The following is a 19,386-nucleotide window of genomic DNA, read 5'->3' on the forward strand; positions in this document are numbered from 1 at the left end:
CGATCTCAACAGCTCTTCAGCAATTCTCAGCTTTTAAATTGTTCTTAAATCTGCCCTTCAGAAGTTGCGCTTAACGTCTTATTCCCGAACTTCACCAACCCTCCTATTCTCGTAGGATTCCCGAACTTCCTACAATCCCTCTTCTCTGCGGGATTTACGAACCTTTTGCTTCACCTCGTTCATCATATCATTTTTTGGGAATTAAAGGATTATATTCATTGCAAAAAGAACCCGGGAAATTCCTCCCGGGTTCTTTTAAACACCGTCCACTCCCGCTCGACAGTTCCTACTCCTACTGCTCAATCCCCTTCCACTTCCCCCTCCCCCACCTAACAGCAAAAATCCGCGCTCGGCGCGGATTCATCGGGAAGCTTATTCGGTTTCGGATGCGGAGGTGTGTTCCGGATAAATCCAGGTGACCGCCATTTTCTTGAGAGCGGCTTTCCATTCGGGCGGAGGCTCGCGGTCCGATACGATCTGCTGGATCTCCGGAAGATCCGTAATCTTGGCTACGGTTCGTTTGTCGATCTTCGAGAAGTCGGCTACGACGATCGCCGTCTCCGAGTTGCGGACCATCTGCCGGGTGAACACCGCTTTTTCGTAATCGTAGCTCGTGATGCCGTACTTTAGAGAAACGCCGTCCACGGAGACGAACGATTTGTTCACATAGAAATCTTCCAGCACTTTTTCGGCAATCGGGCCGGAGACGCGCAGATGCTTGGCGCTGACTTCCCCGCCGATAAACACCAGCTTTCCGTCGAACGTGCCGCGTTTCTGGAATTCGATGATCAGCATCAGCACCGGCACCGAATTCGTCAGGATCGTCAGATTCTGCTTGCCTTCCAGACAATGAACGATCTGCAGAGCCGTACTGCCTTCGTCTACGATGATCACGTCGTTATCTTCGACCAATCCCGCGGCCAACTGGCCGATGGTGCGTTTGGCTTCCACATGGACCGCTTCGCGTTCAAGCAGAGGCGGCTCGGCTTCCGGCTTGAATTTCACCGCGCCTCCGTATACTTTTTTCAGTTTGCTTTCTCTCTCCAGCTCTTCGAGATCCCGGCGGATCGTTTCGGTAGAGACTTCGAACAGCGTGGAGAGCTCGCCCGCGATCACTTTGCCTCTCTCATTGAGGAGAGTCATGATCGTCTCTTTTCTTGCTTCGCTGGCAAGGGACAATCTGCCATTCCCCCTTTCGCATCGTGAACTTTTATTATAGGGGCTCCGCATTCAATAATAAAGAGCCTGTCAGACATGCTGCGTCAAGTTCAATCCTCCGTTTTCCGTATCGAACAGATGGAATTTATCCGCTTTGAACGTTACGTAAATGTCGTCGCCCGCTTCGACTTGAACTTCGTTACCGGTCAACAGACGGATCATCGTGTCCAGCTTCCCTTCCGGGTCCATGACTTTCACCAGTTTCCCGCTGCCCAGATGCTCGACCAGATCGACTTTCATTCGCAGGCTGCCCGGCTGGTCCGCGGAACAGATCGAGATATCGTGCGGGCGGATCCCGAAGCGGACCGTTTTGCCCATATGCTCTTTTTCCAGCCTGCGCCCTGCGGGCAGTTCGTATTCGAAGCCTTCCGTTAAGACGATCTGTCTGCCGCCGCTTTCTTGCAGCTGACCCAGGATCAGGTTCATCGGCGGACTGCCAAGGAAACTTGCGACGAACAGATTGACGGGATGGTTGAACAGCTCGTGCGGAGGCGCGTACTGCTGAATCCGGCCTCCGTTGAGGATCGCGACCCGGTCGGAAATCGCGAGCGCTTCTTCCTGATCGTGTGTCACAATGATCGTGGTGACGCCGAGCTTGCGCTGGATTTTGCGAATTTCGTCGCGGACATCCAGCTTCAGGCGGGCATCCAGATTGGACATCGGTTCATCGAGCAGGAGAATCTCCGGATCTTTGGACAGCGCCCGCGCCATAGCGACCCGCTGCTGCTGACCGCCCGACAGCTGCGAAGGCTTGCGGTCCAGCAGATGGTCGATCTGCAGGATCCGGCTGGTTTCTTTGGCCCGTTCATACGCTTCGCGCTTCGGCATTTTGCGTTCCCGCAGCGGAAAGGCGATATTGTCTCTCACCGTCAGATGCGGATACAGGGCGTAAGACTGGAACACCATTCCGATATTGCGGTCTTTGGGTTCCGTGTGGTTGACCAATTTGCCGTTAAAATGAATGTCGCCCGAGGTCGGTTTGAGCAGCCCGGCCAGCATCATCAGAGTTGTCGTTTTGCCGCAGCCGGAAGGACCGAGCAGCGCGACGAATTCGCCTTTGCGGATCTCGAGATTCAGCCCGTCGACCGCCCGTCCGCTTTCCTGCTTGCCTTCGTATTCCTTGACGATATTACTCAGCGTAATCATACCTGCTTCGCCCCTCCCAAGTTGACCTTCATGAATACTTTTTGGGTGAAAATGTAGAACACGATAATCGGCAGCGTATAAAACAGTCCGATTGCGGTGATCAGTCCGTAGTTCAGGATCTGATCTTCTTTGGTGACCAGTCGGGCCAGATAACCGGCGAGCGTCAGCATGTCGTCATTGAAGATCAGCAGTTTGAACAAGAACCATTCGCCGTACGCCCCCAGAAAAGAAAAGACCGAGATAGCGCCGATCCCCGGCAGCACGAACGGGACCAGCACTTTTTTGAATGCGCCGTAGCGGGTGCAGCCGTCCACCATCGCCGCCCACTCGATATCCCAGGGCACTTCGTCGAAGAACCCTTTCATAATATAGACACGCCCGGGAAGGGATCCGGTGACCGCCACCAGCAGCACACCCAGGTACGTATTGACCAGATGCATCTGCACCAGGATAAAGAAGGTTGCGATAATCAGCGTGATACCCGGGAAAGAACGCATCAGAAACAGGAATTTCATCGCGGCGTTTTTCCCTTTGAAGTCGAGCCTCGAAAAAGCGTACGCGGTCGGGACCGAGATAAACACTTCGAGAAACACGATCAGAAACGAATAAACCAGGGTATTCAGCACAATCGGCCAGATCAGCGGAAGTTCGACGCCGGCATATTCGACAGGTTCGCGAAAAAAGGAAAAGTTCTCCAGCGAAAACTGTCCGGTCGTGAAATTCAGCGTCGCGGCCAGAAAATACCAGACGATCATCGCGATGATCGGCAGGGTGAACAAAGTCAGATACGTATGTACGAGCAGTTGTTTGAGCGTACGGGTCGACATCGGGCAGCCGCCTTTCCGGTTAGTCTTCGATTCTCGAAGGCTTGATCATTTCGTCAAAATCGAACAGCCGCAAAAACAGCAGCGTAAGCACGAACGAGATCGCGACGACGATCAGCGAGACCGCTGCACCGTAGCCGTAGTATTTCAGATTGAACGCCTGCTGATACGCGTACAGCGACAGCGTGGTCGTATCTCTCATCGGACCGCCGTTCGTCAGCAGCATAATGAAGAAGTACGAAGAGACGAATCCGATCAGCTCCGAGATCGTGATATACATCAGCGGCCATTTGAGCGTCGGCATAATGATCTTCAGAATAACCGACTTCTCGCTGGCTCCGTCCACTTTGGCCGCCTTGTACAGATCTTCGGGAATCGAATTGATCGCGGCGGACAGCAGAATCATCCCTCCCGAGATCGTGGAGACGACGGTCGCCAGAATGACGATCGCCATGGCCGCTTTGGAGAACCATGATACCGGATCGGATTCCAGTCCGAACTGCAGCAGAATCCGGTTCACCAGCCCGCCTTCCGTGGGATCGAACAGATACTTCCAGAACGTGACATAGACGACGGCGGGAATGATGCTGGGGATCAGCCACAATACCCGGTACACAACGGCCGCTATTTTTCCTTTGAGAAAATACTGCGTGGCGATCGAGATGACCAGAGCGAACAGCAGGGAGATCGCCAATGATAAAATAGCAAAAATCGCCGTGTTGCGCAGGATGTCGGGAAGATTATAGTCGGCGAATACCCGTTTGAAATTCTCGAGTCCTACGAACTTGGGTTTCATCGACGCATTCAGATCGGTAAAAGACATCGCGACGGTCGCCAGTGCCGGCAGCACGAAAAAGACAAGCACCAGAGCGGCGAACGGCATAATGAACAGGTAAGGGTAAATCTTTTTTTTGAACGGTTTGCGGTAAGCAGGCCCCACTGCGGCAGGCCGGTCCGTAAGATGATCCATGCCGGTCTTTCACCTCGTCTCTCGGATAGGAAAGGGAAAAAGGGCTCCGAACCGAAGATCGGATTCCCTTTTCCCAAACAGCGATTTCCGGTAAGGCTGTATTTCTGGCCGCTCTGTCGTTCGTTACGGTTCGATCAGCAGCCGGTCGGAAGGTACATTCTGCTGGGCATCCTTGCGGAACAATTCATAAGCCTGCTCCGCCGTTTGGCCTTTGGTCAGGATCGCATCGACGCCCAGCACATACGCTTGGGTATACGTGGCGTAATCGGGCTGCGCCGGACGGGTACGGGTCAATTCAAGCAGGTAGGCGTGGTCTTTGTAAAAATCCAGTTTCTTGAACCGCTCGTCTTCCTGCGCTTCCGGCGTTACGGGCAGTTTGCCGCTGGCCAGCGTGTGATTGATCTGCAGATCCGGATCCAGCACATGCTCGATCAGTTTCTGTACATACGGCATCTTCTCGTCATCCACGCTCGGACCGACATAGATCATCGCCGGGTTGCTGTACGAGACAGGCTTGCCGCCTTTTTCCGCGGAAGGAATCGGAATCCAGACCACGTTTTCATTGAACCACTTGTCGAAGCCTTCCGTATCTTCCTGCATGCCTTTGGCTTCGCGCATCAGCTGATAGAATTCCGTACGGGCGAATTCCGCGAAGATTTCGCCTTTGACGAACATCGGCGCCGCCTTGTCCGTTCCGATCTCGCCGATCGATTTGTCGATAACACCGCGGCTGACCGCATCGGCCCAGAAGTCGTATACGTTCTTCGTCTTGCCTGTCAGCACCATCTTGTTCTGCTCGGCGTTGTAGTTATAATTGCCGAACGCGTAATTCCAGCCTTCGAACCGGGTGTCTTCCACCGCGAATCCCATTTTGACCAGATTTTTCTGCTTCGCCTGCTCGGCCAGCTGCTCAAGGTCTCCGAAAGTGAAGTCGCCGGCATCTACGCGTCCGCGCAGTCCGTCGATCTCGGCCGCCGTCCAGCCCAGTCCTTCAAGCGCCTGACGGCTGATAAAGACCGGGGAAGCGTCCATATCCTGAATAGCTCCGTAATAATGACCGTCGTATTTCATGATATCGGTATACGATTCCGGCACATCCTTGAACACGGCCGAATCTTTCACCCAATCGATTTCGCGGATAATACCGGCGTTCAGTTCCCATCCGATATCGACGCTGGAGTTCATGAAGATATCGGCGACTTTGCCGGCCTGTGCCTGCAGGATAAGTTCGTCGTCGCCGATTCCCGGCCACCAGTCGATCTTGACCTCTACGCCTTCGGCTTTCAGATCTTCGTTCAAGCGTTTCTCGGCTTCGATAAAGTTGTCTTTGCGTGCTCCCCATGTACTTTCCCGGACCGAAATCGTGATTTGTTTGGTTTTTCCGTCCGCCGAAGCCGCTTCAGCCGCCTCGTTATCCGCACTGCAGCCCGCCAACAAACCTGTGCCCAATACCAGGCCTAACGCGCCAAGAACCAACTTCTTCATGCTTTGAATTCCTCCTTGTGGTCTTATCAATGATTGGGATTGATCTTACCCCCAATATGGGGGCCGCATGTCATCCGGAGATTAAATCCAACGCCGATTTTTGTTTTGTTGTTGTTTGTTATTGTTTTAATTGTTTTTCTATTGTAAAAATGTACTTTTATGTGCCGAAAATAGAGGAGATCGCTTCTTCAATCGTTGTCAAAGCCTCGTCCAACTGCTCTTGGGTCGTGATCAGCGGCGGTACCAGCGTGATGATATTTCCGCCCGATACTTTGAAGCTGAGTCCGTGGGTCATGCAGCGGTACATGACCCGCTCGGTCTGTTCGACCGCGCGTTCCTTGGTGGTGCGGTCCGTTACCAGCTCGATAGCCGCCAGCATGCCGATTACGCGCACGTCTCCGATCGCTTCGTGTTTCTCCATCATCTTGGACAGCCTCTGCCGCAGAAATTCTTCCATACGAACCGCATGCGCCAGCAGATCATTGTCTTCGATAAAGGTAATCGCCGCCAGCGCCGCCGCGCAGCCTACGGAACTTTTCTCATGCGTATAATGCCCGAGCGAAATATCGGAAGCGATATCCAGTCCTTCGCGTGCAATAATGCCGGCCATGGGGAAAAGTCCACCGCCGAACCCTTTGCCGATCACGACAATATCGGGCACGATGCCGTAATGTTCGTGTACGAACATGGTACCGGTTCTGCCGAAAGCCGTAGGGATCTCATCGAGAATCAGCAGCGCTCCGAAACGGTCGCACAATTCGCGCAGCCTCAGGAAGTAAGACGGCGGAGGAATCTGCACATCCGTGCTGCGGATCGGCTCAAGTATCACGGCTCCGATATCTTCTTCGCGTTCCAGCATGTATTCCAGATAATTCAGGGAATAAGAACCGTCGTCTGATTCGCCGAACAAACTGCGGTACCCGTTGTACGGCATCATATGCTCCGAACCGGCCAGAAGCGGTCCCATTCCGCCGCGAAACACGCCTTCTCCTCCGACGGAGATCGCATCCAGACTGGCCCCGTGGAACGAGTCCCAGGTCGATACCGTCTTGAACCGGCCTGTCGCCCGGCGGGCAAGCTTGAGTGCAAGTCCGATCGCGCTTGTTCCGCCCGGCGTGAACAGCACTTTGTTCAGATCGCCCGGAGCCAGTTCCGCAAGCTTGCGGGCCAACCGGACAGCCGAATGGCTGGTGAAACGGCGGGGCAGAAACGGAAGTTTCTCCATCTGTTCCTGCACCGCATCCAGGACAAAACGGTTCTTGTAGCCAACCTGATGGACGCTGTTCCCGTGAAAATCCATAATTTTGCGGCCGTCGATGTCTTCGAGATAGATGCCTTCGGCATCGACAATCACATTGAGGCAGGGAGTGGACATGGATTGGTGCAGGAAATACCGGCTGTCTTCCTCCAGGATCTCCAGCGCTTCCGGACCCAGATGGGCCTCCTGCCAGCGGCGCCGCTCGTCGGACAGGTTGATATCCCCTTCCGTCTTGAGATTGGCTCTAATCTCCATGCGGGGACTCTCCTTGGGCCAGCCTCGCGTTGATGACTTCGATCAGCTCCGGCAGGTCTTCGATGCGGTCGATCACGTGATGCGCACCGCTGCGGATAAACTGCTGCCTTGCGAGCTCCGCCCGTTCCCGGAGTTCTTCCGGTTTCAAGGCGTTCTTCTCCTCGAGGGTCAGGCCGAGCATGGAGCTGCCTTCGACCACTCCAACCGCCCAGGCGCCGGCGCTTCTCGCTTCCTGCATATCCGAGGCCGTGTCTCCGACCTTGACGACTTGACGGGGCATCCCCATATCCAGCCGGATCATGTTGGCGAAGATCATATAGGGATAAGGACGTCCCCGGCCGCCGACCGAATCGGGCGTGATCCAATGGTCGGGTGCGTAGCCTTGGGCCTTGGCACCGGCCGCCACCACCGCCATCATGGCGTCGTTGTAACCGGTCGTTGCGCCGATCTTCAAGCCTTGACCGCGCAGCTGTTCGACCACTTGCGCCGCGGCGCCGATCGGCTCCGAGAACTGAGGCAGAATGCTCAGCAGCATCGGTTCGAATTCCGCGTGCATCCCGTCCACATCCCGGTCGGTATAAGGGCGTCCCATCCGTTCTTCGAACAGTTTGCCGATTCTTGGCATATCCAGCATCTCTTTGATATGATCCCATTTGAGTCTGCCCATCGGTGCCCGCACTTCTTCGAGGGTCGGCTCGATCCCCAACGTTCCGAAGATTTCCAGAAACACCCGGACCGGCGCCATACATCCGTAATCGACCGTTGTACCGGCCCAGTCGAGCACAATTCCCTGCACTTTTTCCGTCATCACTGTTGTTCTCCTTCTCGGCTGCGCAAGTCTGCGGTATAAGAAGCCGCGGCTTCGCCCAGCTCTTCGATATCTTCGATGTGTACGTCGCCGATCGTGCCGATCCGGAACACCTTCGCTCCGCTCAACTTGCCGGGATAGATCACGAAACCCTGCCGCTTCAGGTGCAGATAGAAATCTTCGAATGTAAAACCTGCCAGATTGGGGTCGTTGAATGTGGTGATAAACGGGGAATGAAACGCATCCGGCAGATGGGTCTCGAATCCCGCCCGGCGCATCACGCGCACAAGCGTCCGCTGGTTGGCCGTATACCGGGCGCAGCGCTGGCGGACTCCGCCTTCTTCGTCCAATTCGAGCAGCGCCTGCCGGAAAGCCCGGACGGTATGCGTCGGCGAGGTATACCGCCATTTGCCTTGTTCCTTTTCCATCACCTGCCACTGGTCGAACAGATCGAGCGACAGCGAGCGGGCATTGCCTTCGCAGACTTCCAGCAAGCGGGTGCGGGCCAGTACGAAACTGAATCCGGGCACGCCCTGGATACACTTGTTGGCGCTGCTGACCAGATAATCGATACCCAGCTGCTGGACATCGATCGGTATACCGCCGAAGCTGCTCATGGCATCCACAACCGATATTTTTCCATGACGGCGGATCACTTCGATCAGAGCTTCCAGCGGATTCAAGATCCCGGTTGTCGTCTCGCAGTGCACAAGAGCGACATGCGTAATCGACGGATCTTCCCGCAGCGCTTCGTCCAGCCTCTCCGCTTGTGTCGGACGGTCCGGCGGGCTTTCGAGCAGGCGGTGCGAGATACGCAGAACGTCCGCAATCTCCCCGATCCGCTGCCCGTAAGCTCCGTTGGCCAGAATCAGCAGCCGGCCGTCTTCGGGTACGGCCGTTCCAACCGCCGCTTCGACTCCGAACGTTCCGCTGCCCTGCATCGGCACGGCCGTATAGTCTTCGGAAGAAGCGCCGGACAGACGCAGCAGAGCGGCGCGAATCTCCTGAACGATTTCTTTGTATTCGGTATCCCAGGTGCACCAGTCGGTCAGCATACTGGCTTTGACCGACGAGGTGGTGGTCAGGGGGCCGGGCGTCAGCAGCAAATAAGGTTTATCCATCGTATTCGGCTCCTCCTTCAAGTTCGAATTTGCGGTCTATACCGCGTTAGGGCAGAAACAGATCGGCCGGGAAGACCGCATTCGACCACGCGGTACTGCCGTCGAAGCCGATACACTCGACCCGGACATATCCTTCGCCGCCGCGGAGCGGGAACGACCCGTGCGATACCGGCTCTCCCCCGGGATCGTATACCATATGCCCGTTTCCGGGATGTGCCAGAAACTTGATCCGTTTGACCGGGGAACATTCGATTTCGAGCCGGCCATCGCGTACCCGCAGATCCAGGATCTTCGGACCGTTCGACGAATAATACCGGCCTTTTCTCAAGGCATCGACCACGGACTGACCTTCAAGCTTGTCCGCCTGGACTTCGACCCATCCACCGAAAAATTCGGATTCCACCGCATCGATCGCTCCGCCGTGCGCATCGTCCGAAGCGATCGCGTGGATCCGGCGCCCGTGCCTCAGCAGATAATCCCAGTAAGCGATCCCGCATCCCGCCGCTTCGTCCAGCTCCGACTGGTGGTTGTAGATTTCGATTGCGGTATATCCCTGCAGGGCCAGCAGATCTGTCGGTTTGTTCTTCGACCATTCGGGGTGGTTCAAGATCACCAGATTGCCTCGGGCGCGCATGTCGTCAATCAGGGTCTGGATCGTGTTCAGATTCTCGTAATCCGGTTTGGCATGCTCTTCGTTATGTTCGAATTCTCCGATCGGCTCCACGAAGCGATCGAGCAGCCCATGCAGATGGTACTGCTGCCCGGTCTCTTCCCGGCTCATCTCGCACGCCATCTCGTAGCCGCCGATCATAATGAAATTCCCGTCGTCGTACGCTTCGGACTTGAAATAAATCTCGTGATCGCTCAGGCACAAAAAGTCATACCCTTTGTTCCGATAAGCCGCAATAACGGTCTCGGGCTCATATTGTCCGTCGCTGCGGGTGGAATGGGTATGCAGATTGCCTTTGTACATGCGGCTTCCGCCATCGAGCAGTACGAATTCACGCATCGTTATTCCTCCTCCCGCAGCAGATCAGCCACGAAGACCGGGTTGGACCAAGCCACATTGCCGTCGAAATCGATACATTCCACGCGGATATACTGCATTTCCGGCTCAATCGGTATGGAAGCGAGCGTCTGGGGGCTGCCGCCTTGGAAATCGCCGACGAACGGACCGCGCAGCGGGAAGGCTTTGAACATAATCAGCTTGCAGGGAGAACATTCGACGATCAGCTGGCCGTCTTCTACCCGCAGGGCATGAATGGCAGGTCCGGTACTGGAATAAAAGCGGCCGGCTTTGAGACTTGCGACGATTGCACGGGGAGTAAGCGTATCGGCCTGGACGCAAACCCAGCCTCCGCCGTATTCCGGCATGGCCCAATTCCGGTCATGGGTATGGGAATCGTCCGCCGCGATACCGAAGACGCGTTTGCCGTTCTGCAGCGCGTGATGCCAGTAAGCGGCGCCGTACGAACTGACAGGCGACCACTCGGTCGCGTGATTGTAGATCTCGATCGCGAAAAATCCGTCGTAGCGGACCATATCTTCGAAGCGGGTCAGATGCCATTCGGGATGATTAAAAATCACGAGGTTGCCGTGCGCGTTCATCTCGTCGATCAGCGCCTGCGGCGAGTGATCGCCTTCCCACGGCAGCGGAACCGGAAACCGCTCCAGATGTTCGAATCTAACCTGCGCAGGCTGTGCGTCCGGATCGTCCAACACGCCAAAATGATAGCCCGGATCGCGGTCGGCCACCGGATTGAGTCCGCCCCGCTCCATGCCGGGAAGCGTGATGAACGTGTCCGTATTGAACTCGTCCGTCCGCGCATAGACATCGTGGTCGCTGATACATACGAAGTGATAGCCTTTTTCCTTGAATACTTCCACCGTCTCCGCCGCCGAAAGCGAACCGTCGGACCAGGTCGTGTGCAGATGCAGATTGCCTTTGTACGACGACTGATCGGCATGCAGATAAATTTTATTTTCCACCGCTGTTTCCCTCCACACTCGATTGTTTTTTTGTGTTTTTGTATGGATTAATGTTGTTTGCGCTTATCATACGGCGAAGTTTCGAGCGTTTCAATCGAATTTGAAGGATTTAACAGAGGCCTAACAAAGTTAATCCAAATCGAAAACAACTTGGCCTTTTCCTGTCGATCCTGCATCAGAAATTACAAAAGTCGACTTGGGCGGCGGCAGTTTCGGCACGAAAAAAAGCCCGCGCTAAAGCGCGGGCTTTCCCGAATCCGAATCTTCTTTCCTACCAGGAAACAGTGATGACGGTTGTGGTCGATACCAACTCGCCGTTCAATCGCTCCGACTTCGTGACCATAATCTTGGTTCCGGACGGACTCCATTTCATCCGATCGCCGGCATCGGCCAAATCGGGAGACAGCAGAAACGATTGACCGGTGCCGGCGTCCGCGATATAGAACCCGTCGCGTCCGGCCTCCCGGCTCGCCGTGACCGTATACGCCAAGCGTTTGCCGTCCGGTGACCACCCTGTTCCGAAAAAGCCTTTGCCGTCGGCCAGCTTCTTGATTTCTTTGCCGGAAGGATCGGTGAGCAGCAGCTCTTCCTGCGTATCGCCGATCCGTTTCACGACCGCCAACTGCGTCCCGTCGGGCGAAGGGACGAGACTCGGAAACGGACTTCCGATCGGCGAGGCGGATTTGCTTGCAGGATCGTAGGCGTACATGCCCCAGTCGGTATCCGCCAATCCGTAATAAATCCGACCGTCCGATGCCGCCTGGAGCGAGTGCATCATCACCCTTTTCCCGTCCGTATCCGCGATCCGCGTCTCCGTTCCCGACAGATCTGCTCCGTAAATATCCGGCTCGCCTTCTTTGGCGTACACGATATGATCGCTGCCCAGCCATCCTGCATCCTGCGAAGATACGTATTCTTTTCCGTCCGGCGCCGCAATCTTCGTCAGCTTGCGGCTCTTCATCTCCAACAGATAAGGAATACCGCTGTTCCCGCTGTCGTTCAGCAGAAACAGATGCCCGCCGTCCGGAGACAGCAGCGGAGCTCCCCAACTTAGGCCGTCGCCGCCGTGGAGCAGTTCTTCTTCGCCGGAATCCAGGTCCCGGATATACAGGCTGTAAGGCGGCATTTTGGTTTCGCCGATCCAGACCGGTTCCGCTTCCGGATCGGGCTTTTGCACAATAATGTGGGTGTCGTCCAGCCAGATACCGCCAAGCGTATGCTCCAGCTCGTCGATCTTTTCAAGCTTGAGACCGGAATACACCGATGGGTTGGGATTGGATTTGACGGTTACGGAAGGCTTCGCCGCACCTTGCGCAGCCGCCGTCTCCAGATCCGCTCCGCCTTTCACCTGGACCTGTTTTTCGCCTGCGCAGCCTCCGATCAAAACGACCGCAAGCATGCTGCCGAGCAGGATGAGCCGTCGGCGGGATTGTGGAATGCCCGATTCGTTCGGGTCTTTGCTGGATCGATTTCGATTCATTTCTGTCGTCCTCCCCTTGATCATAACTACAGCTTACCCGGGAATTACGTCCAAAATATTGCGAATTCCAGACCGGAACGCGTTAATCGGCAGGCAGCTTGGGCTGTACAGCCGGAAAGATCAGCTCGAACGAGGCGCCTTCTCCTTCCGTCCGCAGCAGTTCGATTCGGCCTCCCTGCGCTTCCAGCAGCCGCTTGACCAGCGACAGTCCGAGTCCGCTTCCGCCCGACAGCCGGGCCCGGTCTTTGTTGACCGTGTAGAACGGTTCGAAAATCTTCTCCCGGGCATCTTCCGGAATCGAAAGTCCGGTACTGCTTACCACCAATCGCACCGCTTCTTCGACCGGCCCGCCTTCCACCTTCGCCGTTCCGCCATGACGGTTGTATTTGATCGCGTTATCCAACAGATTCGTAAAAATATGCATAAAGCTCTCGGCATCGCACCAGACGGTGGAAGGCCTCACCCGGATCTCGAGCGTGACGCCGAACTGCTCCGCTTTGCCCCGCATTCGCGCCGCCACATCGTGCAGGGCGGCAGCCGCATCCACTTCCGAAGCTTCCAATTCGAAATCGTAGCGCTCAAGCGCAGACAGCCGAAGCACTTTTTCCACCATTTCGTACAGCCGCTGCGCTTCTTTGTCGATACTGACGCGCGCCTCGCCCAGCAGCTGCGGATCGTCCGGATACATCCCGAGCAGCTCCGTGTAGGCCTTGATCGTGGTCAGAGGTGTTTTGAATTCATGGCTGATATTGCCGATGTACTGCTTCTGCCGGTGCTCAAGCGCCTGCAGCCGCTCGACCGCCTGGGCGAGCTTGCTTCGTTCGTCTTCGAGTCCCGCCATATTACGCCGGATTTCGCCGCTCATATACGTGATTCCCCGGCCCAGCTCACCCAGTTCATCCCGGCGCGCAAGCGGTTCTTCCGTCAGAAACTGTCCCATCCGAATCCGGTCGGCCGAGGCTTTGAGCTTGAGAATGGCGGTAGCAAAACGGCTGTAATACGCGTAACCGAGCAGGAAAGCCGCTGCCGCGACCGCACCGCCCACAATCAGAAACAGCCGCCGGATCGCTTGGTAAAAACTCAGATAGCTGTCGATCGGATAATCGAAACGGATCGCGCCGAGCTGCTCTTGCGGACCTTCCACCGGCGCGAAGTACAGAATCGTCCCGCCTTCCGCACCCTGCCTGAAATAAGCGATACTTCCGGCGAGCGCGTAATCGAGCGATTCCGTTCCGGCGCCTTCCGGCTGCGTCAATCCGGTGCGAACGGTCCGTATCGAAGAACCGAGTACGCTCCGGTCGCGGGCATACAGCGTCACGGGCATTCCGGTCAAATCCGCCAGTTCGCTGGCCAAACGTACACCTTCCCGCTTATAAAAAACCAAGGCGTCCTCATAGGGCGTCTCCGTATAATATTCCTGCCGCAGGCGAAGATTGGCCAGCTGCGTCTGGCGCGCCAGCACGTCTTCGATCTGCGCCGTCTGATTGTCTTGAATCCCACGCAGCACAAAAGCGCTCAAAAGACCTATGCTGAGCAGGAGCAGCACCGCGAGAAACAGCGTAAATTTGAGCCGGATTCCGAGCTTCATGCTGACGTTCCGGCTGCCTGCGCCGAGGCTTTGTAGCCGACTCCGTATACGGTCTGCAGCAGCCCCTGATGTTTCTCGCCCAGCTTTTTGCGCAGCCGCTGTACATGGATATCCACCGTGCGCGTGCCTCCCGCATAATCCATACTCCAGACCCGGTCAAGCAGATCGTCCCGGGTAAATACCCGCGACGGCCGGGAAGCGAGCAGTGTCAGCAGATCGAACTCTTTGGGCGTCAATTCCAGCTCGATGCCGTCCAGTTCGGCCGATCGGTGGGAGATCCGGATCCGAAGAGGCCCAAGTTGAACCCGGTCGCCCGCTTCTTCGGGCTCGTTCTGACTGTCCGCAGTTTCGGTCAAGGCCGCCGAATCCGCGGGCGCGCTTTTCTCCAATCGCCGGATCAAAGCTTTCACGCGTGCCAGCACTTCGCGAATTTCGAACGGCTTCGTCATATAATCGTCCGCGCCCAGTTCCAGACCGACGATCTTGTCGATCAGCTCGTTTTTGACGGTCAGCTCGTTTTTGACGGTCAGCAGGATAATCCCGATTCCGCTTCGGTGTTCCAGACGGCGGCAGACTTCGTAACCGTCCATCTTCGGCATCATGACATCAAGCACCAGCACGGAAGGCCCGAAACTTTCGACTTTCTCCAACGCTTCCTCTCCGTCCGAAGCCGTCTCGGTCTCATACCCTTCACGCTTCAGCGCATAGGCGATCGCGCTGTGGATGCCCGGCTCGTCGTCCACGACCAGCACTTTCTTGTTCATCTCCGCTCCTCCTGTTCGTGTACGTCTTTTCCCCATTAAACACCATCTTCCGCCAAAGACCAAAACCCTTCCTGCCCGCACGGCGGCTCCATGCGGCACGGCAGGTCTACCGATCTTTTTCCGGATGCAAAAACAGCCGCAGCGGAAGCCGATTCGGCCCGCTGCAGCTGTACAATCGAAATCGGAATCAACCTTCCGCCACAACCTGATCTTTGCCGGCGCGTTTGGCAATATAGAGCCGCCGATCGGCGATGCCCAGCAGTTCCGTGCGTCCGATCGAGCCGCCGTATACCGTGTGCACGCCGATACTTGCCGTCACCGGAAGAGTGCCCGTGATCGGACTCCAATCCGCGCCGCGGATGGCCCGGCACATCCGGTTCGCCAATTCCAGCCCCTGCTTCGCATCGGTGCGCGGGAACAAGGCGACGAATTCTTCGCCGCCCATTCTCGCGACGGCAGCCGGCTCGGCCGCCGCTACCGACAAGATTTTGGCTACGTTGATCAGCACCGTATCGCCGACCACATGCGACAGCGTATCGTTGATCCGCTTGAAGAAATCCAGATCGATGATCGCCAGAGTCAGCGGTTCGCCCGTTTCGCGGGTCTGCTCCAGCAGTTCGTCGATATGGTCGTCGATAAAGCGCCGGTTGCGCAGTCCCGTCAGCGGATCGCGCAGCGACATTTCCCGGAAATGCTCGCTGCTCTTACGCGCTTCTTCCGCTTCGAAGACAGCCTGGAAAATATGCGACTTCGCTTCGCGCTCCGCCGAACGCAGCGCTTCCGCTTCCGCATGAAACAGCCGGTGCTCTTCGTGTATCGCCCTGCCGCCGCATGCAGCTCGGCTTGGCGCAGACGAGCCTGTACGGACAACCCCGACAATCCGTGATCGTCGCATAGGTGCTTGGCTTCTTCCAGCATGCTCTGCGCCTCGTCGAGCTTGCCCTGCAGCAGCTGCGCCTGGGCGACGGTCAGCATGCATTCCGGCAGCGAAGCCAGTTCGCTGAGCCGACGCTCGGAAGGATCCGTAATGACCGGAAGCAGCGTCCGCTCCGCTTCGTCGGGACGTCCGAGCAGAATCTCTCCTTTGGCAATCGTATCGAGCTGCATAGCGATCAGCGGGAATTCATGGCGCTCGGACAGCTCGCGAATTTGCGCGATCAGCTCCGCCGCTTTTTCCAGGTCGCCGAGCTCATAGTAAGTAAACGCCATATTGTTCAGCGCATACAGCTCGAACTGCACGTCTCCGGTCGCTTTGGCGATCCGCAGCACCTCGTCGAACCGCTGCTTCGCATCGTCGAACGAACCCGACTCGTCCAGAGCCAGCGCGAGCATCATCAGATGATCGGCACGGGTCGCCGGAGACACGCCGCTGGGCAGATGCTTCAGCCCCCGCAGGGCATGTTCAAGCGAACTCGACGGGTCGCCGAGACGGCGAAAAAAACCGCCCAGCAGTCTGTGGCTGCGTGCCAGAATATGTGCATGGTCGTTGTCAGACGCCCAGGCGTTGATCTCCCGGATCAACCGGCCGCTCTCGGCGATCTGTCCCTGCCGTCCAAGCACGTCGGCATGAATCAGACGGGCGCGCTGGGCCAGCGTCTCCTGTCCCAGACGCGCGGCAATGCCCAACGCCTGCTGCACCGGAACGATCGCCGAATTGATATCGCGGTAAGGCTGTATTTCAAGAATATCGAGCAGGCGCCCGAATTGCTCGGGCGAGCTGAACTGCGCGGCAGATTCGGGGTCCAGCAGTCCCCAATCCGGCTGTTTGAACTGTGCGCTTTTCTTATAAGATTGATGATCCGGCAAGGTTTCTCCCCCCATACAGCGGCAAATTCCGTTCGAAACGGCCAAACTTGCTCTAGGGCCTAATTCCCAAGTATACCCTATACTACGATTCCCAGTCGTTAAAATCAATGGTTTATCCTGCAAATAGAATAGGGATATAGGAAAAAAGACCGAATTGAGTAGGTCTTCTTCCGGACTTTTTCAGGAATGTTAATTTTGTCCCAGTATATCCAGCAGCGTGCCCGGAATTCGGAACTGCTGTCCGTTGATATGGATAGTCTTGAGCATTTCGTGTTCTTCGCTGCTGTGCGCATCTTTGATCGCCTGCACTTCATGCTGCAGCCGTTCCATTTGCAGATCAAGCGAACTTGCGGAATCCGCAGCCGCTTTTAGCTCCCCGAGCAGTTCGCCCGGTACATCCTGGTTGTATTTATAGAAAATCTTATGTTCCAGGCTGGCCCAGAAATCCATCGCGATCGTACGGATCTGGAGTTCGACGCAGACATGTTCGGTCCGGTCGGACAGAAACACCGGCACTTCGATCAGCAGATGCAGACTGCGGTATCCGTTTATTTTGGGATTTTCGATATAATCTTTCATTTCGAGCACTTTGAGGTCGCTCTGCTGCTTCAGCATCTCGCTGACTTTATAGATATCGGAGATGAAGGAGCATGTAATGCGCAGGCCGGCAATATCACGAATATGTTCCTTGATCGATTCCATGGAAATGTCGTAGTTTTTGCGAATCAACTTGTTCACAATACTCTCCGGCGATTTCAGGCGGGATTTGGTATGCTCGATCGGGCTGTAGTCGTGCAGCGTCTGAAATTCCTGCTTCAGGATGTCGATTTTCGTCTCCATCTCGTCGAGAGCAAACTTGTACGTCATCATAAAGCGGGTCACTTCATCGCGAAACGTCTTGAGCTGCTCCATCGGGACAAAATCTTTTTTCATGTCGAGAGCGTTATTTTCCATCAATTTCATTTCCGTTCCTCTCTGCGCAAAGCGGCCGGACTCGGTGTTCGGCCGTCTGTAGAATATTCGTATACCTTGAATATCGGTCACTTTAAGTATAGGGTTTACCCCCCGCGTTTACAAATTGCGAAATCGGCTCGGCTGCCATGCCAAAAAGCCCCAACCGCCGCAGCTGCGGGATTGGGAGCTTCTGTGCTTGCTGCGCTTTGTGTGATTCAGACATCGCGGCGGGTATAGAGTCTTAGTGATGTTCACACCAAAAAAGCGCGGAATAAATTCCGCGCCCAGGCTGTCGAGAAAGTCCTATTCGTTGTAGAAGCTCGTCAGCTGCGGGAGAAATTCGTTCCGGTCGCGTGTTGAAATCGGGGAAAGGATTGAAATTTAGAGGAATTTCCCCGATTTCAAAGGCGAACTATAGCATAAGCTTCCGAAGTGCATTTCTTCGAAATGCTTTAGCTCCTGCACTAAATTTCTCCCTTCGCCTCCTCGCTTTCCTCAGAAGCAGACCTTTCTCGACACGTTCAGCGCCCACGCTTCGCACCCTTGTGCTTTACTCCGCTTTGACAAGAATCTTGACCTGGTTCTTTTCTTGAAGCAGCGTCTCGAATCCTTCGCTCAGCACGTCGTCCAGTCCGATCCGCTTGGTCACGAGTTTCTCGGCCGGGAAATAGCCCTGCTGCATGAGGCTGATGACCGCCGGGAAAACGTCGCGGTAGCCGATAATCCCGTTGACCGTGCGCTCTTTCATCACGATGCGGTTTGGCATGATCGGCGCTTCTTTCTCGAAGATGCTGACAATCATCAGTTCGCCGCCGATATTGGTGGATTCCAGAGCCTGAGTCAGCACCGGCGGAACCCCGGTTACTTCATAGGCGACGTCCACACCGCCGCCAGTGCGGGCATGCAGGTCGGCCACGACGTCGACTTCCTGCGGATCGAGCACGATCGCTCCCAGTTCGGCCGCTTTGGCTTTGCGTTCCGGCGACAATTCGACCGCATAAATTTCGGCGGCGCCGGAAGCTTTGAGCGCTTCGATCACGAGCAGTCCGATCGGGCCTGCGCCGAATACGGCGGCTTTGTCTCCGACTTTGAGCTTGCTCTGGCGAACGGCATGCAGCGCTACCGCGGACGGTTCGACCAATGCCCCCTGCTCGTAGGACAGACTGTCCGGAATTTTGTGTACCATATAGGCTTCGGCCGATACGTATTCGGAGAAACCTCCGCCGCCGCCTGCCAGTCCCAGGAATCCCATCTGTTCGCACAGATTGTATTTGCCTTTGCGGCAGGCTTCGCATTTGCCGCAGGCATAGATCGGTTCAACCACGACGCGGTCGCCGGCCTGAACGCGGGTTACCCCTTCCCCGGTCTCCACAACGCGTCCCGAGAATTCATGTCCCATTACGACCGGGGCCATCTCGCCGGTGATCGGATGCGGCTCGCCGGCCGGAATAAAGATCGGCCCGGCCGTATATTCGTGCAGGTCGCTGCCGCAGATGCCGCACCATTCCACTTTGATTTTTACTTTTCCGGGCTGAACCGCCGGTTCCTCGATATGTTCCAGACGCAGATCTTTCGGGCCGTGCCATCTTAGTGCTTTCACTGCCGGTCATCTCCTTCGATGTAAGAATACAAGGTACGCTTCAACACAAACCGGAAACGTTTCCGAAATTAAATATGTCACATATCTGTCACACTGTCAAACCAAATAAGCTCAAATCTC

17 protein-coding genes are annotated in these 19,386 nt (G+C 56.0%); all 17 read right to left on the reverse strand.

Annotated features, from left to right (window positions below; translation table 11 throughout):
* Positions 1–372: 372 nt before the first annotated feature.
* Entirely contained in the window at positions 373–1,179 is an 807-nt protein-coding gene (locus HRQ60_RS20690; RefSeq protein WP_172199698.1) for a DeoR/GlpR family DNA-binding transcription regulator, read from the reverse strand.
* Between the two features lie 69 nt (positions 1,180–1,248).
* Positions 1,249–2,364 carry an ABC transporter ATP-binding protein gene (locus HRQ60_RS20695; protein ID WP_172199701.1) on the reverse strand — a complete coding sequence of 372 codons (1,116 nt, stop codon included), beginning with the start codon at positions 2,362–2,364 and terminating at the stop codon, positions 1,249–1,251.
* Positions 2,361–3,191, reverse strand: coding sequence for a carbohydrate ABC transporter permease (locus HRQ60_RS20700; protein ID WP_172199704.1), 831 nt, complete (start codon positions 3,189–3,191; stop codon positions 2,361–2,363). Before HRQ60_RS20700 ends, HRQ60_RS20695 begins: the two co-directional genes overlap by 4 nt.
* Before the next feature lie 19 nt (positions 3,192–3,210).
* The gene (locus tag HRQ60_RS20705; protein WP_172199707.1) at positions 3,211–4,158 is read right to left on the reverse strand and encodes a carbohydrate ABC transporter permease; all 948 of its coding nucleotides are present in this window, start codon (positions 4,156–4,158) and stop codon (positions 3,211–3,213) included.
* Positions 4,159–4,281: 123 nt separating this feature from the next.
* Positions 4,282–5,643, reverse strand: coding sequence for an extracellular solute-binding protein (locus tag HRQ60_RS20710; protein WP_172199710.1), 1,362 nt, complete (start codon positions 5,641–5,643; stop codon positions 4,282–4,284).
* A gap of 157 nt (positions 5,644–5,800) precedes the next feature.
* Entirely contained in the window at positions 5,801–7,156 is a 1,356-nt protein-coding gene (locus HRQ60_RS20715; protein ID WP_172199713.1) for an aspartate aminotransferase family protein, read from the reverse strand.
* Positions 7,146–7,964 carry a phosphonoacetaldehyde hydrolase gene (gene phnX, locus HRQ60_RS20720; protein WP_172199715.1) on the reverse strand — a complete coding sequence of 273 codons (819 nt, stop codon included), beginning with the start codon at positions 7,962–7,964 and terminating at the stop codon, positions 7,146–7,148. The genes HRQ60_RS20715 and phnX overlap by 11 nt, the downstream gene beginning before the upstream one ends.
* On the reverse strand, positions 7,964–9,085 hold the full coding sequence (phnW, locus tag HRQ60_RS20725) for a 2-aminoethylphosphonate--pyruvate transaminase (RefSeq protein ID WP_172199717.1): 1,122 nt from the start codon (positions 9,083–9,085) through the stop codon (positions 7,964–7,966). The genes phnX and phnW overlap by 1 nt, the downstream gene beginning before the upstream one ends.
* Positions 9,086–9,131: 46 nt before the next feature.
* The gene (locus tag HRQ60_RS20730; RefSeq protein ID WP_172199719.1) at positions 9,132–10,094 is read right to left on the reverse strand and encodes a PHP domain-containing protein; all 963 of its coding nucleotides are present in this window, start codon (positions 10,092–10,094) and stop codon (positions 9,132–9,134) included.
* A 2-nt stretch (positions 10,095–10,096) separates the two neighbouring features.
* Positions 10,097–11,074 carry a CehA/McbA family metallohydrolase domain-containing protein gene (locus tag HRQ60_RS20735; protein WP_172199721.1) on the reverse strand — a complete coding sequence of 326 codons (978 nt, stop codon included), beginning with the start codon at positions 11,072–11,074 and terminating at the stop codon, positions 10,097–10,099.
* A gap of 271 nt (positions 11,075–11,345) precedes the next feature.
* Complete coding sequence (locus tag HRQ60_RS20740) at positions 11,346–12,554, reverse strand: TolB family protein (protein ID WP_172199723.1); 1,209 nt, start codon at positions 12,552–12,554, stop codon at positions 11,346–11,348.
* Between the two features lie 82 nt (positions 12,555–12,636).
* The gene (locus tag HRQ60_RS20745; protein ID WP_172199725.1) at positions 12,637–14,142 is read right to left on the reverse strand and encodes a sensor histidine kinase; all 1,506 of its coding nucleotides are present in this window, start codon (positions 14,140–14,142) and stop codon (positions 12,637–12,639) included.
* Positions 14,139–14,906, reverse strand: coding sequence for a response regulator transcription factor (locus HRQ60_RS20750; protein ID WP_172199727.1), 768 nt, complete (start codon positions 14,904–14,906; stop codon positions 14,139–14,141). The genes HRQ60_RS20745 and HRQ60_RS20750 overlap by 4 nt, the downstream gene beginning before the upstream one ends.
* 187 nt (positions 14,907–15,093) lie before the next feature.
* Positions 15,094–15,588: a GGDEF domain-containing protein gene (locus HRQ60_RS20755; protein ID WP_172199729.1), complete on the reverse strand. Its 495-nt coding sequence runs from the start codon at positions 15,586–15,588 to the stop codon at positions 15,094–15,096.
* The gene (locus tag HRQ60_RS20760; protein WP_172199731.1) at positions 15,567–16,712 is read right to left on the reverse strand and encodes a tetratricopeptide repeat protein; all 1,146 of its coding nucleotides are present in this window, start codon (positions 16,710–16,712) and stop codon (positions 15,567–15,569) included. Before HRQ60_RS20760 ends, HRQ60_RS20755 begins: the two co-directional genes overlap by 22 nt.
* Positions 16,713–16,901: 189 nt before the next feature.
* Positions 16,902–17,666 (reverse strand): GTP pyrophosphokinase, encoded by a 765-nt coding sequence (locus HRQ60_RS20765; RefSeq protein ID WP_425501734.1) that lies wholly within the window; start codon positions 17,664–17,666, stop codon positions 16,902–16,904.
* A 550-nt stretch (positions 17,667–18,216) separates the two neighbouring features.
* Positions 18,217–19,266 carry an alcohol dehydrogenase catalytic domain-containing protein gene (locus HRQ60_RS20770; RefSeq protein WP_172199734.1) on the reverse strand — a complete coding sequence of 350 codons (1,050 nt, stop codon included), beginning with the start codon at positions 19,264–19,266 and terminating at the stop codon, positions 18,217–18,219.
* Between the last annotated feature and the right edge of the window lie 120 nt (positions 19,267–19,386).

The organism is Saccharibacillus qingshengii, assembly GCF_013185195.1.
Taxonomy (GTDB): Bacteria; Bacillota; Bacilli; order Paenibacillales; family Paenibacillaceae; genus Saccharibacillus; species Saccharibacillus qingshengii.